Here is a 14,990-nt window from a genome sequence, read left to right as displayed (position 1 = left end):
CGCTTGAAGGCATCATGAGGCAATTGCTAAGCGGCTTCAGTTTCCTCAAGAGGAACTCGCCATTCGCCCGTAAGTAACTTCTGCATCAAGCCTTTTTTTAGTTGCTGGGTTTCGACTTTTTGCTGCACAAGCAAGTCAATTTTTGAGCTAACACTAGACAGTACTTTTCTTATAGATTTTTGCTCTTCAAGTGGAGGAATAGCAATATCAAAAGACTCAATCTGTTTAGTACTTATATTCGGTGGATCTGTTCCAAGAATAACTTTAGATATGCTATTTGCCATTCTTTTATCTTCGAACAGATAGTAAACAAATCCTGGATCAGCAACACTACAGTTAACATTAATTCTTGCAACTCTCTGGTTTAAAAGCGCAGGTGCATCTTTGCCCGATAAACGAGCAACCTTTAGTTCTCCACTTAAAACTGGTCTCGTCAGTGCAATTACTATATCACCTTCATTTAAAAGGAAGTCTGAGTGTTCTTCTATAAACTTTTCTGGTAAGTAACTATCATTATCCCAAGTAACTCTTCGCTTGCCTACGTTCGCTATTTTTAACCACCTAACACCTGATTCAGTCGCTGATTTACTTTTAAAAGCATAACCACCTTGCAGTGGTGATATATCTTTTACTGTTCCTAAATTCCATGAGTCAGGTATTTTCCCTAACTTAGAATCTTTGAACTCAGTATGTGGTTGCCAGTTTCCATTCTCGTCCTGAACACCGACACCTACTGAAAACAGCTTTTGCATTAAGCCTGTTTTAAGCCTTTCGGTTTCTGCAATTTTCTGGTCGATAAGGTCGATTTTCTTATCAACTGTTGAAAGGAATTCTGCGATTTTTTGTTGTTCTTCCTTAAGAGTTGGGTAGCTAAAAGGAATTTTTTTTAATTGTTCAAGGCGAATTCCTTTAACCGTTGACCCCGATCCCAAACTAGCTATTTGTTCTGCATGAAAGATCAGCCACTGAAAAAGATAGCTTTTGCATACTTCTTTGCTCGGAAACAGAGCCTTCAGGTCTTGGTTTATTGCCATCGCCTGAGTTGTTATTGCTACTTTACCTAAAGCCATACGAGTTGGAATAACGATAGTCTCAGCAGGAATTAAGTTGCTCGCACTATTGTTCAGTCCCTTTTCGGATATTTTGTCAGCGGTATCATCAAGCTTTGTTGAAGATAAGTCTTTGACACTCGCCCACGGAATATCTCCGTCCCAATATTGGGGGTTAGCTTTTGATGGAGTGCCACCGCCCACAATTTTTTCTAAGATGTAGCCTAGTGACTTAGATTTCCATTGTGTTAATGTCATTTTGCAACCTCAACAGGAAGGCTCTCTAGCATTGAATTCAGTTTTATATCCAATTGTTCTAATTGGATATCGATTTTCTCCAGTTGTCTGAGGCTCTCACTTACACATATGATCTCTTCATCTTCTGAAGTATCAATATAACGACTGATATTGAGATTGAAGTCATTTTGCTTGATTTCAGCGATATCAACGACACGCAGGTACTTATCAACAGTGACAGTGTCCAGTAGCTCCGAAAGCTTATCTTCCGTTTGCTCTCCTGCATCAACTAAAGTTTGTTTCGCTTTGCTGTACTCGGTCGTGATACGTTTAATATCACTTTCACGAAGGTAGTTCATCGCTTTACCTTCGCCAAACTCGGCTGAAGCATCAACGAAAATAACCTTGTTCTTCAGTGCCGCAGGTTTGTCTTTATTAATGATTAATACCGCAGCCGCAATACCTGTATTGAAGAAAAGTGCAGGCGGCAAACCAACGACACCTTCGATCAAGTCGCCTTTAAATTCATCGTTGCCGATAAGCATACCTTTACGAATTTTACCCTCATCACCTTCACGGAAAAGTACACCGTGAGGGACGACAACGCCGATGCGACCATCATCTTTCGTTGAGGCAACCATATGCTGAACAAAGGCTAGATCTGCTTTCGTCCTCGGTGCAACGCCAAGGCCAAATCGACCATAAGGATCTTTAAGGTCAGTGCTGTATTTAACATTTCTTTCTTTGTCGTTATCGCCAACTATTTTGCCGCCATTCAATTCCAATGGTTCCCACCAGTTTTTGATTGAAAATGGAGGGTTGGCAATCACACGGTCAAACGTTTGAAGGCCTTCGCCATCTCTATGTAATGGGTTAACCAGTGTATCGCCGCGCTTAATGTCACCATCTAGGTTGTGCAGGAACATGTTGAGTTTGGCAATTGCCCATGTTCCTAGGTTCTTCTCCTGACCGTAAAGTTTACAGTTAGGTTTACCCATGATGGTGCCATTCTCGTAGTTCTCTTTGATGTGACGAGCGGACTCAACCAACATGCCGCCACACCCACAGGTCAAATCGTAAATTTCATGGCCTGGTTGTGGGTCAATCAGCTTAACGATAAGTTCTACAACTTCATGAGGGGTGTAGAACTCGCCGCCTTTCTTACCAGCATCATCAGCAAACTTGCCAATCAAATACTCGTACGCATCGCCAAGTAGGTCGGCTTTGTAGAGGTTTTTATTGCCCAGCTTGTGCTCGTTAAAGTGACGGAGTAGGCGAGTTAGTAACTCATTGCTGAGCTTCTCTTTATCGCCAAACTGAATAGCCGTAAGCACTTTTTCTAGTGATGGGTTTTGATGTTCGATTTCAGCAAAGGCTTCATCGATGTACTCACCAATATTTTCCGTTCTTTCGATCAGCTTGTTCCAACGTGCATACACAGGAACGAATTGCTCTGGATTATCTTCCTGAATCTGCGCCATTGCTTCTTCAGCGTTGCAACCTTCTTCTTCCATCACGGCTTCTACACGCTCGTCAAACACGTCTGAAAGGCGTTTTAAGAACAGGAGGCCAAAGATATAGTTTTTAAAATCTGAGCTATCTACGGTGCCACGCATGATGTTTGCGCTGCCCCAAAGCCATGTTTTTAGCTCTTCAAGGCTGATTTTTTCTACTGCGGTATTGGTTGTCATAAGAATCTCTTAAACGTTCACGGCTCGCTCAGAACCTTGGTTTGAGCGAAGAACAAAATTGTGGGCATTATAACGCAACAAGCGTCGATTAAGAGACTTTAGATCCAGGAATTGAGCGCTGTAGTAAGATTATGATTTGATAGGGGATACTCCCTGCTACCTTATGAGTGTCGTGGTAGCAGGGCTGTGTTGGTTGTTAAGCTGCGGACTTGGTAGTTTCGGATAGGGCTGAATTAAAGCAGGCATAATTACGAGCGTTTTTATGCATCTTTACTTTTGCTTTCTTGCTACTGCTGCGGAATGTTCCAACTTCAAAGCCCAATGAGTTTAAGAGTCTTTTAAGGTATGACGTCGCCTTGTTTGGTTTTGCCTCCTGATGAAGAGGCTTGGTAATTTGTAAGCTATCTTTAAAAGCCCAGTTCAATAGCTTTCGGTTAACATAACAGGTTTTTACAATCTGGCGAACCTCATCTTTATGAATCCAAAAGGCGTCACCATCGACAGAAAATCCATACTTTTTCAAAATTCGGTCATAGATGAGATGAGCGGTACTATGGTGCTTCGTTTCGATTTCCACTTTGTCACTAGAGCGATTCACGAACGGGAATGAATCAAACACACTTCGATTGGCTAAGAATCTGAAGTGGAAGTTAACATCATCTTCTGTAACCCTTTTCACTCCGTAATCCCGTTTGATCTGAAACTTAGTTAAAGAAGCGTTATCAGAAGATGTCCTTCTGTCTTTAGCCCATAACCAGGAAGCTTGTTCTTGAGTTAAATCAGGTGAGGATACAATCGCTTGCACTTCTAACTCTTTGTACGCTTTGGCTGCTTTAGTAACACTCTTTTGAGCAAACAGTTGTGCCGTAAAAGAGGATGGGGCCGATGTGGTCATAAAACCGAGTTCTTCCAACGTTAAATGCAAATGCAGCGCTAAGGGAGCGAAGAAGCGCTTTTTAACGTTGTTGAATGAAATGTTCAACTTGTCAGTTGGTTGGACATGGACTGCTGGTTTGTACGTCGTCTCTTTGACATGTGGCGTAATGAAATCTTTGTATGCATCTACGGCAAACCAAATTTGTTTTGCTGTACGAAATCGACGTGCAAAATTAATCAGTTCTAGAGGTGTCAACGTCTTATCGCAGAAAACCACAACTTTGTTAGTAAAGTGCGTAGTAATTGAAAATCCTGAACTTAAGCAAGGAGATGCCATGATTGCTTTATACTTTTTAATCTCCTCGTTTGGATTCTCCAAAAAGGCTTTTTGAGCAGGCATGTCTTTATTGTGAGCGTGGATAATTAAGACACCTCCTTTTAGCGCTTCATCTTCACTATCTAGCTTATTAGAATCTTCATAACCTAGGGATTGAGCCACCTGACGAAGTGTGACGAGAGAATCAAACAGGAACACTTTATCTTCTTCAATGAGACGCTCTTTAAGATAAACGTTAGAGAGGTACTGGTTTTTATCTGTGATCACAGCTTTGATTGAAGAATACGGGTTCTCAGTGCAATCCAATAGCGTCACTTCGCTTCTTAACTCTTTGATGTAACTCAAGCTAATATCTGAAAGATCAGCGTCACCCACAATCAATTGTGGGACATTACGAATGGCTTCTGACAAGCTTTCAAAAACTTGTTGTTTGGGTAATTGTTTACTTGGTTCAGAACATACGACAGTCGTCAGTACTTTTTCGAACTCATCAATGATAAGAATATCCGCCTGATTAAGCACAGAGCGAATATGAGATTTCCAAATGCTGTTTACAACAACCCCCATTGCATCCGCCTGTTCTAGCTCGCATAAATCTTGGTTGTAGCTGACTGCGAGATTGTCATTACAGTATTGTTCGACCAGGGCGGTCAGATAAGACAGGTAAACGATCTTCTTGCTTTTGCTACGAGCCGCTTTCGCTAATGGACCAAATAGATGCTTGGTCTTCCCAGTGCCTGTTGCCGCTCTTACTGCAAGAGTTTTGCTGTCGTTGATAAGCTGTGAGCACAGAGGAGAGCGCAATGAATCAACGGTGATAGTCTTAGTTTGAAGAGTTGGAGACATGAATTTTCGCACTCTATTGCGATTCTGTTCGAGTTGCTCATCAAGTGCAGCTCTCAATAACTCAATACTCTGAACGCCCTGTAAATCTGACAGAAAGGTGTTAACACATGCCTCGGTTGTGCTGTTTGTAAGCGGAACAGTACGAATCAATTGTCTGGAAAGCCACTGCGATGTCTCTTTGCACGGTGATAGAGAGTTGCAAAGGGTTAGATAAGTCACAGTGCTTCTAAAGTTCTCTAGGCTGTAGTAAATCCCTGTCGCGCTATCTAACATTGGAACACGACTTCCACAGTAGTTGCTTTTCATTAATCTAGCCGTTTGAGTCGGGAACAGCTTTGAATCGGCGACTAATGTAATCGTATAGCCAGCATCTAGATAATATCGGACGACATCCATCGCATTGCTTCTGTCGTTGCGTAGAGCAACGACTCGATGATCATTCGAGCGATGCTGAAGGCACGGGTCGAGCATAATGAAAACCGACTTAGCTTTTGAGGTTTGAAGTAGAGTGTGTTCTGTAGCTTGAGATTGCGCGATGACGTTCATTTATTCTAATTCCTGCTTGAACGTAAAAGTGCAAAATTTCTAGATAATATATATAACTAAAAAATTCTGCACTTTTACCAGCATGCTAAAGCATGCAGTAAACGATTGATTTATTTGTGCTTAGTGAGAGTTTTTAGTTATGCGGCTAGTGCATAGAGACTGTTGTCGAAAAGAGACTGTCTTTGCTCAACAAGATGAGAAACGATTTGCTGTAGATCTTTGCCTAGTGCCATGGCTGCGATAATTGCATCGACCTCATGAGACAAGAAACCAACAGAGTTTGCACCCAGAGGGATTGACGGTGGGAAAGTTCCATCATTGATTTTGCGATGGAGAGTCGCTCTTGAGAATGGAACGCGCTGTAGAACGTCAGATTTACGTACGATTTTGATTTGTTGTTCAGTCATAACTAACACCTTTGTTATTTTTTAATTTTTCGTTTGTGTTAAAGACCGCTGGCCAGCGACGGAATTGAAGTTATGACAAGTGATTGGTCAAAAACAGATGGGGGTTTTTGACCAGTCGTTAATTTAGAGAGGTTTTTTGTTTATCTATCTGATTTTAAAGGCTTTGATAATGAAAAGAAGTTAGAAAATACGGCTTCAGCTTCAAGATCATCAGAATATGACAAACTAGGCAGTTGGTTTATGGACTGAGAAGAGTAGTACTTCCGTAGGTTATCTCTGTAACGTTTGAACTCATTATGTTCCTCAGAAAAGCCGATATGTGAAAATAGAGTCATACGTGGGTAATCTGATTTTTTGTATAATTTCAGATGGTTATCAAATTTCATTAAAGATTGTATCGAACTTGGTGTTTCTTTTGATGGGAAACCTAAGTAATGACGTTGGGAATGTTCAAGCACCTCATCAATGCATGAAGCCATGTCAAGGAAAAAATCTTTGTAAGATGGCAAAAATTTCACCTCAAGCTCAAAAATTCTCATTCTGTGCTGATATACCTCCCTTTTAGATTTGTTTCGTGCTCGGTAAAGAGTTAGTTCTGGTTGTTCTTTGTTCAGTTGGATAAAAGAGTAGTATTTTTTCTTGACTTGGCTTTTTGAAAGCTTGGTGATCTTTGTCACATTTTCTATTTTTTCATAGATTTTTTCTAAAGATTTTTTAGGAAAAATTTCTTTTCCTAGCAAAACCATTCGATAAATATCCTCATCATCAATCTTTTTAGGCTTTTTACTCTTTGTTAAGCCTAACTGATTTGAGTAGTCTCGAATTATTTGGTTAATTTCTTCGGCGTTTTCTGAACATAAAATATCTAAGGCAGCTGCAAATGTGTCATCGATTAAATACTGCAATTCTGTATAAAATCTTCTATTAGGCGCAGATTCGATTAGGCTAAACCCAAGGTAGAGAAGAAAGAGGGCTGTATTTTCAGGAGTTTTTGTCCTGTCTTTAAGAATTCGTTCCCTGTGTTTATGTACAAATTTGTAGAGTGCTGAATTTTTATACGAAAGGTCATCATATATTCTACTCATTGCCTTTTCCCTTTTTCTTAGCAATTGTGTTAGCACTTTTAGAAGCATCAAGTATGAAGTTGCTCCACCATTCCATTATCTTGCGTCTCTCCTGGAGATATTCAGCATTGTTGTAGATGTCACGAATCGTGTTCTTGTCTACGTGTGCTAAACACAGCTCAATAGCATCTTTGTTGAAGCCCTGTTCGTTGAGCGCTGTACTGCCGATGGAACGCATACCGTGACTTACCAGCTTTCCTTTCATTCCTGCACGTTTTAGAGCTGCGTTGACGCTCTGACTGTTCATATGCTGGTCAACTGATTTTGAACTGGGGAAGACATAGCGTTGTCCGTAGGAGATGGGCTTCATAAAGTTTAAAAGTTGAATCGAAGCGTCTGAAAGAGGGATTTTGTGGTCGCGCTTCATTTTCATTTTATCCTTGCTAATGACCCAAAGTTTGTTTTCGAAATCAATTTCACTCCATTCAGCGGCAGCACATTCAACGGGACGGGTCAGAGTGTGGAGTTGGAATTCAAAAGCGCAGCGGGTAGCAAGCTTGATATTGGCTAACGACATCGCTTGCATAAGAGTATGGAGTTCGTCTGGGCTGATAGTACTCATGTGATCAGCTTTCGATTTTTTAAATGCATTCTTTATCCCAAATAATGGGTTGGACTGAATCTTTCCGCAATTCACCGCGTAGTTCATCACTTCATTTATTCGTTGACATACTCGTTTAACTGTCTCTAATGCGCCCTTTGCTTCCACAGGCCGTAATACTTGAATCACTATTGGGGCAGTTAATTCACTTATCGGCATGTTACCGAGGTTAGGAAAGATATGTAGCTCCAGAGATCGCCAGATATCGTTGGCATAGTCTTCGGAAACGTCATACTTTTTTACTTCAAACCATTCTTCGGCAACTGATTTAAGAGTTGATGACTGAGCTATCTGTGCGGTAATGAGTTGGTTATCTCTGTGAGTTTTTGGATCAATGCCTTCAGCGACTTGCTGGCGCATATCTCTTGTTTTCTCTCTCGCAGATGCGAGAGTGATGTCAGGAAATGCACCAAGACTGATGTTCTTACGTTTTTTAGTCGTTGGGTGGATGTAGTTGAAAATCCAAAGTTTTGCGCCATTGGGCTTTATACGTAAGTAAAGGCCGTTGCCATCGGCTAGCGAATATTCTTTCTCTAAGGGCTTAGCTTTAGTTACTTGAGTTGGTGATAAGGGCTTGATTTGCTTGGCCATTTTAATAGTTCCTCTCTGATGTAACACCGATTTGTGTTGTTATTGGTTAGTGTTACGAGGAATGTTACTAAATGACTGAGATTAAGTGAATCTTGATGAGACGCCCTGAACCACTTAAAGCTAGATAGAACAAGGGTTTAGAAAAGAAAACGGGACGTCCTGAGACGTCCCGTTACTAGTGATTGGTGGAGCTGGCGGGAGTTGAACCCGCGTCCGAAAACCTTTCATCATTGGTACTACATGCTTAGTCGATCTTTAAATTCACCACCCACCTGCGAACCGACACGCTAATGAATGACTATCCTGAATTATAATTCGCCGTTCATCTCTCAGGCGGGAGAATCCGGGCTAGCTAGTTTGGGTTTGACTCTTTGTAATTCCCCGTCTTACAAGCGGAAGCTAGGGCAAAGAGGCTCTGAGCAGGTTATTAAGCTGCTAGTGCGTAGTTTTCGTCGTTTGCGACTATTTTTTTGCGGTTTGTTAACGAGGCCTACCGCACCTCGGCATGCACCTCAGACTTCTGAATTCCCGTCGAATCCTAAATCAGCCCCAAGGTATTGTTGGCATAGTAACAGAAAAGCATTGGCTGTCCAGTCCTATGCGTTTAAGTGGTTAAGATTAACGCAGCGCACTCTTCATTACACGTGCTTTTTCTCTTGCCCAATCTTTTTCTTTTAGATCCGTACGCTTATCGTGCAGCTTTTTACCTTTTGCTAAGCCGATTTTTAGTTTCACCCAAGAGCGAGACCAGTACAGAGAGAGGGCCGTTAACGTCATACCTTCACGGTTTACACGTCCGAGTAGGTTATCAAGTTCACGGCGACTCATGAGTAGTTTACGCACACGAGTAGGATTCGCCACTACGTGTGTCGATGCCTGATTCAAAGGAGTGATTGTCATGCCACTCACAAAGGCTTCACCGTCACGCATGAATACGTAACTTTCAGAAATATTGGCTTTACCTTGGCGAAGGGCTTTCACTTCCCAACCTTGGAGCTCCATGCCAGCTTCGATTTCATCTTCGATAAAATATTCGTGGCGAGCTTTTTTGTTCAGCGCGATAGTGTTACTACCCGCTTTTTGTTTTGATTTTTTCTTTGCCATAATGGTGTCATTATACGACTTGGATATCGGTTAGGAAATCCTTTTATTTGCGCAATCGCGGAATAAAAGTAAAATTGGCTCTCGCTTTTTATCTCAACATGTATCGATAGGAGTAAGTATGAAGCAAATCAGCCGTTCTGCGTTGGTGTCGTTTAGTGCAGAGCAGATGTTTGATCTGGTCAATGATGTTGCTAAATACCCAGAGTTTCTGCCTGGTTGCTCAGGTTCCAGAATCATTGATGCTTCTGGCGATGGTATGGTGGCTTCTGTTGATGTCGCGAAAGCAGGCATCAGTAAAACCTTTACCACGTCTAATGAACTTATTCCTGGTCAGTCTATCATGATGAACTTGGTTGATGGGCCTTTTAAGACGTTACGTGGTGGCTGGTTTTTTACTGCCCTGGATGAGCAAGCATGTAAGGTTGAGCTTAAACTTGAGTTTGAATTCTCAAGCAAAATGATCGAAATGGCCTTTGGTAAAATTTTTAACGAGTTAACCAGTAACATGGTCAATGCCTTTACAACACGCGCGAAACAGGTCTACGTGTTATGAGTATTGAATCAGATATGATCCATGTGGAGGTCATTTACGCCTTACCGCATGAGCAGCGTGTTTTCAATTTAGTCGTCAATAAACATGAAACGGTAGAAGAGATCATTCGTCAATCTGGTGTGCTTGAACTGTACCCGGAGATTGATCTATCGAAAAATAAAGTGGGTGTGTTCAGCCGCAACGTGAAGCTGGATGCGACAGTGCGTGACAGAGATAGAATAGAGATTTATCGCCCATTACTTGCTGATCCTAAAGAGATTCGACGTAAACGTGCCGAGCAAGCTAAAGCGGCGAGTAAGGCTGATCCGGTTACTGGTGGTAAGTCAAACGCTCAGCGAAAAAGCGACTGATTGTTAACAAGTTAGCTTAGGCTGCTATTTATTACTGTTTAGTGCGATTGATACAAATACAAAAGTCATTAAAAAACCTCCCGTCGGGAGGTTTTTTTGCATAAAGGTTTTGTTACTGAATCTGCTCGTAAAACGCATCACTTTTCGGGAAATCACCACCAATATCAGCAAGCGTTCCCTGATCATCGAAGTCTACGACAAGATCTTTCTGAACTGGATCTCCGTGTCCCGGAGTATGGTGGTATATGTAATACCATGTGTTTGGATAGCCGTTTTCGATAAGCATTGGTGATCCAAGTACGAAGCGAACTTGTGCTTTAGTCATCCCAAACTTTAATTTATCTACCGCACTTTGTTCTACATAGTTGCCTTGGTTGATATCAATGCGATAAACCAGTTTTTCAACTACCGAACATCCTGTAAGCAATGTCATTGCTAATGGTACGGCAACTAACCACTTCTTTAATTGCATAATAATTTCTTACTAACCTTTAAAATACTGCGCTGATAATAAACAAGCTCGACGCAGATGTAAAAAGCTATGCGTCGTATGGTAGGGAATCTGACAACGAATTTTGAGTTGAGTTGCATTTATTGGCAGATATTCGGGCGCGTTCATTCTGGCAGAGAATTGGAACGAAAGAATACAACGTAGTCCAAAGTGTGTGGAAAGCAAAGAGCCATGATTGATCCCATGGCTCTTGTTACTATTTTTAAGCGGCAATAAGCAGCTCCTTGGCGTTTGCGAGGGTCGAGTCGGTGATCTGGCTGCCGCCCAGGAGACGGGCTAACTCTGCCACGCGTTGTTGTTCATTCAGAGCATGCATCTGGGTTTCTGTTTGCCCTTTTTTGGTCTGTTTGGCGACAAACATTTGCTGATGTCCACAACCCGCGACTTGAGGAAGGTGAGTGACACACATTACTTGAGTCGACTCTCCCAACTTACGTAGCATTTTTCCGACTACGGCTGCGGTTGGGCCACTGATACCAACATCCACTTCATCGAAGATAAGGCTTGGAGTATCGACTTTCTGAGCGGTAATGACCTGAATCGCTAACGATATTCGGGATAGCTCACCACCGGACGCGACTTTCGCAATTGGCTGTAGTGGCTGACCCGGGTTGGTTGAAACCAGGAAGCAAACGCTGTCCATACCCAATGGCGAAGGGTGGGTATTGTCGTTATTGACTTCGATGCTAAACACGGCTTTTTCCATGCTTAATTCGTGCATGCTTTGGCTTATCAGTTTATTCAGTTCTTTAGCGTAACGACTGCGCGATTTATGTAGTTTTTCTGCCGCGTTTAAGAAGCTTTGGTACTTTTGCTCCACTTCTTGCGCAAGTTCATCCAGTTTTTCATCAGAACAATCTAAGGCTTCTATCTGGGCCAGCAGATCTTGATGGTGTTGATAAAGCTCTTCTGGCATCACGTGATGCTTACGCGCCATCGACATAACTTTGGAGAAACGTTCTTCGACATAAGCCATGCGACCCGGATCGACATCAATGCCGTCAAGGTAACTGCGAAGTTCGTTTTTGGTTTCTTCCAGTTGAATCATGGCTTCTGCCAGCATATTGGGAAGTTCTGCTAATTTTTCGTCTAACTCAGCTAATTGAATCAGGGAGTGATTGGCCGATTGCAAAATACCAAGCGCATTGACTTCTTCACCTTCGTAAATAAGTTCGATGGCTTGCTGACAGGTAGCGGCGAGCTCACCGCTATTGGACAGACGTTTGTGCTCCTGTTCGAGCTCTGCAAATTCTTCTTCACCTAGCGATAACTCATTCAGTTCTTTGATTTGGTATTCAAGCAACTGTTTTTGTGCCTGATTCTGCTGGCTATTTTCTTTTAGTTGCTTGAGGTTATTGTCAGCCTGACGCCAGTGCTGATAGGCACTTCGAGTACTTTTTAGTAGATTCAGGTGACCCGCATATTGATCCAGCATGGCCATTTGATGATCACTTTTCATCAACTGATGATGAGCGTGCTGACCATGGATATTAATCAGAAGCTGGCCGAGAGATTTGAGTTGTGAAAGTGGTACCGGGCTGCCATTGATGAAGGCTCTTGAACGGCCTTCTTTAGTAATGATACGACGCAAAATACACTCACTGCCATCAAGCAGGTCATTGTCTTCTAGCCAACGCGTTGCATGTAAGTTGTTATCCAGTAAGAAAGCCGCGCTCACTTCGGTTTTTTCTTCGCCTTGTCGCACCATTCCTGCATCTGCTCGCCCTCCTAAGCAGAGACCGAGAGCATCAATAGCAATAGATTTACCCGCGCCTGTCTCACCGGTAATGGTAGTCATGCCCTTAGACAGTTCGAGTTGTAGAGACTTAACAATCGCAAAGTTATTAACACTTAGATGAGCCAGCATTTTTATTTACCTGTATAACTGAACAATACTGTATAAGAAAACAGTATATACTGTTTGTTCATACAGTAAAGGTGAGTGTGAAAATTTTTGTGGGCGAAATGTTTTTTTGTGATGGATTAGCAAAAATCAGGCGATAGAAGGCAATGACTTATTTAAATTGAAAGAGTTACGGTGTTTTGAATTAAAAAGGCAGGAGAAGTTAAGTGATGAAGATTGGTGTGTTTTAATGTCTTCTTATGACAGAAGTTAAAACGCAGACATGTGGAATGCCTGCGTTTGTATAGAGCAAAGCTGGATTAAAATAGCTTACTAGACCAACCTAATTTGTTGCGTAAAACGTGGTAGTAGCTGTAATCCTTTGGATGGATAAGCTTGAGAACATTCGGGCTCTGATAAATGTGAAGCTCATCACCTGGAGACACCGGCAATGAAACTTGTCCATCACAACTGACTTCTTGTGTACCGCGATTCTCAGGAGAGACAATCAGTTTGATTCGGCGTTTTCCATCAACGACCAAAGGCCGGCTGGAAAGTGTATGCGGGAACATTGGCACCAAAGAGATCGCGTTCAAGCTTGGAGAAAGAATTGGACCACCGCCAGAAAGTGAATAGGCGGTTGAACCGGTTGGAGTTGATATGATTAGACCATCAGCACGCAGTGAAAAAGCGAAGCTTTCGTCGATATAAACTTCAAATTCAATCATATGGGCGATTTGGCCAGGGTGAAGCACGGCTTCGTTTAAAGCGGCGTTGTGACTTTTAATTTGCCCATGGCGATGCACTTCTGCTTCCAGTAGAAAACGCTCTTCTTCAATATACTCGCCATCGAGTACATCTTTAAGAGCGGCTTGGAAGTCATCTGGATTTAAATCAGTCAGAAAGCCCAAATTACCTCTATTGACCCCAATTACGGGAACGTCAAAGCGCGATAAAATTCGTGCGGCTCCGAGCATGTTACCATCACCACCGACTACAATCGCCAGGTCTGCATTTTGTCCCAGCTCGACTAGACTAGCAAACTGCTTTGGCGGGATTTCGTCTAAAATTGCAGTAAGACGATCGTCAATAAATACTTGGTAACCTTCTGAGGTCAGCCATTGGTACAACTCTCTATGAGTTTGAATAGCTTGTTGATCTCTTGGTTTACCGATAATCGCGATCACGTTACATGGATTTTTCATAGCATTTCCGCATTAAAGAGGCTTGAATCAGGAATCTTCATCCCCATAATAATGGCAAGTTACCTAAATATGCGAATTTTTATGTGTTTAAAGCCCACAAAAAACGCATGGCTTTACGAGCATTACGTTGAATTCTGGAGATATCATGAGCAACGAAGAAAACAAAGTTACAGAAGAAGAGCTTGATCAAATCATCGAAGAGGCTGAGAAAGTGGAAGCAGCAGCTCAAGAAGCTGAAGCGGAGCTTGAAGACATTGGTGATGAGAAAGACGCCAAAATTGCTCAACTAGAAGCTGCACTACTGTCTAGCGAGACAAAAGTGAAAGATCAACAAGACGCAGTTCTGCGTGCAAAAGCTGATGTCGAGAACATGCGTCGTCGTACTGAGCAAGAGATCGATAAAGCTCGTAAATACGCTCTTAACAAGTTTGCAGAAGAATTGCTTCCTGTGATTGACAACTTGGAGCGTGCGATTCAGGCCGCTGATACGGAAAGTGAAGTCATTAAGCCAGTCCTTGAAGGTGTGGAGCTGACTCATAAAACCTTCGTCGATGTGGTTGCTAAATTTGGCCTGAAGGAAATTAATCCAGAGGGTGAGGCATTCAACCCTGAACTGCATCAGGCAATGTCTATCCAAGAAAGCCCGGATCACGAATCAAACACGGTTATGTTTGTTATGCAAAAAGGCTACGAACTAAACGGCCGAGTTGTTCGCCCAGCAATGGTAATGGTTGCTAAGTAAGCGCCACGACCGCTGAGTATAATTTGCAAATGCCCGTCACCTTGGTGGCGGGCATTTTTTATTTGTCAAACCGCCTTTATCGCTTTCTGGCGTTTAAAACGAAATTTGATCTTCTTCAAATATTTTCTTATTGGGGATTAACTTTCCTATAGTGAAAATTTGTTCAAATTATAGACCGTGTTTTGATGTCAACTTTCATAACTTCCTGTAATCACTCGTTTTGCCAACGTTTGTGCTGGGTTTTGACTGTATATTTAGTGATTTTTGCTGGGGTCTTGTGTTAACAAAAATGCAAAGTTTCACTTTATTTTGTAACTTCTCTGTGTATGATTTGCGACGAATGCTTTAAATATAAGCATATATAACTACAAAAGCGT

General features: G+C 42.1%; 13 protein-coding genes and 1 other RNA gene. 3 read left to right on the top strand and 11 right to left on the bottom strand.

Annotated features, from left to right (window positions below; all coding sequences use genetic code 11):
• Positions 1-26: 26 nt before the first annotated feature.
• The 8 genes from RXX31_RS15445 to smpB form a co-directional block, all read right to left on the bottom strand.
• The gene (locus RXX31_RS15445; protein ID WP_317590446.1) at positions 27-1,307 is read right to left on the bottom strand and encodes a restriction endonuclease subunit S; all 1,281 of its coding nucleotides are present in this window, start codon (positions 1,305-1,307) and stop codon (positions 27-29) included.
• Positions 1,304-2,977: a class I SAM-dependent DNA methyltransferase gene (locus tag RXX31_RS15440; RefSeq protein ID WP_317590445.1), complete on the bottom strand. Its 1,674-nt coding sequence runs from the start codon at positions 2,975-2,977 to the stop codon at positions 1,304-1,306. Before RXX31_RS15440 ends, RXX31_RS15445 begins: the two co-directional genes overlap by 4 nt.
• A 196-nt stretch (positions 2,978-3,173) precedes the next feature.
• On the bottom strand, positions 3,174-5,582 hold the full coding sequence (locus RXX31_RS15435) for a hypothetical protein (RefSeq protein ID WP_317590444.1): 2,409 nt from the start codon (positions 5,580-5,582) through the stop codon (positions 3,174-3,176).
• A 137-nt stretch (positions 5,583-5,719) separates the two neighbouring features.
• Positions 5,720-5,989, bottom strand: coding sequence for a helix-turn-helix transcriptional regulator (locus tag RXX31_RS15430; RefSeq protein ID WP_222133696.1), 270 nt, complete (start codon positions 5,987-5,989; stop codon positions 5,720-5,722).
• Positions 5,990-6,129: 140 nt separating this feature from the next.
• The gene (locus RXX31_RS15425) at positions 6,130-7,074 is read right to left on the bottom strand and encodes a hypothetical protein (RefSeq protein WP_317590443.1); all 945 of its coding nucleotides are present in this window, start codon (positions 7,072-7,074) and stop codon (positions 6,130-6,132) included.
• Positions 7,067-8,305: an integrase domain-containing protein gene (locus RXX31_RS15420; RefSeq protein WP_317590442.1), complete on the bottom strand. Its 1,239-nt coding sequence runs from the start codon at positions 8,303-8,305 to the stop codon at positions 7,067-7,069. Before RXX31_RS15420 ends, RXX31_RS15425 begins: the two co-directional genes overlap by 8 nt.
• 183 nt (positions 8,306-8,488) lie before the next feature.
• Positions 8,489-8,856, bottom strand: a transfer-messenger RNA (tmRNA) gene (gene ssrA / locus RXX31_RS15415).
• A 67-nt stretch (positions 8,857-8,923) separates the two neighbouring features.
• On the bottom strand, positions 8,924-9,409 hold the full coding sequence (gene smpB / locus RXX31_RS15410; RefSeq protein WP_317590441.1) for an SsrA-binding protein SmpB: 486 nt from the start codon (positions 9,407-9,409) through the stop codon (positions 8,924-8,926).
• A gap of 118 nt (positions 9,410-9,527) precedes the next feature.
• On the opposite strand from smpB, the gene RXX31_RS15405 reads away from it, so the two are divergent.
• On the top strand, positions 9,528-9,962 hold the full coding sequence (locus RXX31_RS15405) for an SRPBCC family protein (protein WP_317590440.1): 435 nt from the start codon (positions 9,528-9,530) through the stop codon (positions 9,960-9,962).
• Positions 9,959-10,312: an RnfH family protein gene (locus RXX31_RS15400; protein WP_317590438.1), complete on the top strand. Its 354-nt coding sequence runs from the start codon at positions 9,959-9,961 to the stop codon at positions 10,310-10,312. Before RXX31_RS15405 ends, RXX31_RS15400 begins: the two co-directional genes overlap by 4 nt.
• 112 nt (positions 10,313-10,424) lie before the next feature.
• Here the strand turns inward: RXX31_RS15400 and bamE are convergent, their stop codons facing one another.
• The 3 genes from bamE to nadK all read right to left on the bottom strand — a co-directional run bounded on the left by bamE (position 10,425) and on the right by nadK (position 13,871).
• On the bottom strand, positions 10,425-10,784 hold the full coding sequence (gene bamE, locus RXX31_RS15395; RefSeq protein WP_317590436.1) for an outer membrane protein assembly factor BamE: 360 nt from the start codon (positions 10,782-10,784) through the stop codon (positions 10,425-10,427).
• Between the two features lie 241 nt (positions 10,785-11,025).
• The gene (recN, locus tag RXX31_RS15390; RefSeq protein WP_317590434.1) at positions 11,026-12,690 is read right to left on the bottom strand and encodes a DNA repair protein RecN; all 1,665 of its coding nucleotides are present in this window, start codon (positions 12,688-12,690) and stop codon (positions 11,026-11,028) included.
• A gap of 296 nt (positions 12,691-12,986) precedes the next feature.
• A complete protein-coding gene (gene nadK / locus RXX31_RS15385) occupies positions 12,987-13,871 on the bottom strand; it encodes an NAD(+) kinase (protein ID WP_317590432.1) in 885 nt (294 codons plus the stop codon).
• A 145-nt stretch (positions 13,872-14,016) separates the two neighbouring features.
• Between nadK and grpE the strand changes: the two genes are divergently transcribed.
• Entirely contained in the window at positions 14,017-14,613 is a 597-nt protein-coding gene (gene grpE / locus RXX31_RS15380) for a nucleotide exchange factor GrpE (RefSeq protein ID WP_317590431.1), read from the top strand.
• The last annotated feature ends 377 nt before the right edge of the window (positions 14,614-14,990 follow it).

Origin of the sequence: Vibrio sp. EA2 (genome assembly GCF_033042495.1) — a bacterium.
GTDB lineage: Bacteria > Pseudomonadota > Gammaproteobacteria > Enterobacterales > Vibrionaceae > Vibrio.
The sequence above is the reverse complement of the archived record's forward strand: the minus strand, read 5'-3'. Positions and strand labels throughout refer to the sequence as shown.

Coding starts and splice junctions, on each gene's coding strand:
- RXX31_RS15445 (WP_317590446.1), bottom strand. CDS start 1,307: ATGACATTAACACAATGGAAATCTAAGTCACTAGGCTACATCTTAGAA.
- RXX31_RS15440 (WP_317590445.1), bottom strand. CDS start 2,977: ATGACAACCAATACCGCAGTAGAAAAAATCAGCCTTGAAGAGCTAAAA.
- RXX31_RS15435 (WP_317590444.1), bottom strand. CDS start 5,582: ATGAACGTCATCGCGCAATCTCAAGCTACAGAACACACTCTACTTCAA.
- RXX31_RS15430 (WP_222133696.1), bottom strand. CDS start 5,989: ATGACTGAACAACAAATCAAAATCGTACGTAAATCTGACGTTCTACAG.
- RXX31_RS15425 (WP_317590443.1), bottom strand. CDS start 7,074: ATGAGTAGAATATATGATGACCTTTCGTATAAAAATTCAGCACTCTAC.
- RXX31_RS15420 (WP_317590442.1), bottom strand. CDS start 8,305: ATGGCCAAGCAAATCAAGCCCTTATCACCAACTCAAGTAACTAAAGCT.
- smpB (WP_317590441.1), bottom strand. CDS start 9,409: ATGGCAAAGAAAAAATCAAAACAAAAAGCGGGTAGTAACACTATCGCG.
- RXX31_RS15405 (WP_317590440.1), top strand. CDS start 9,528: ATGAAGCAAATCAGCCGTTCTGCGTTGGTGTCGTTTAGTGCAGAGCAG.
- RXX31_RS15400 (WP_317590438.1), top strand. CDS start 9,959: ATGAGTATTGAATCAGATATGATCCATGTGGAGGTCATTTACGCCTTA.
- bamE (WP_317590436.1), bottom strand. CDS start 10,784: ATGCAATTAAAGAAGTGGTTAGTTGCCGTACCATTAGCAATGACATTG.
- recN (WP_317590434.1), bottom strand. CDS start 12,690: ATGCTGGCTCATCTAAGTGTTAATAACTTTGCGATTGTTAAGTCTCTA.
- nadK (WP_317590432.1), bottom strand. CDS start 13,871: ATGAAAAATCCATGTAACGTGATCGCGATTATCGGTAAACCAAGAGAT.
- grpE (WP_317590431.1), top strand. CDS start 14,017: ATGAGCAACGAAGAAAACAAAGTTACAGAAGAAGAGCTTGATCAAATC.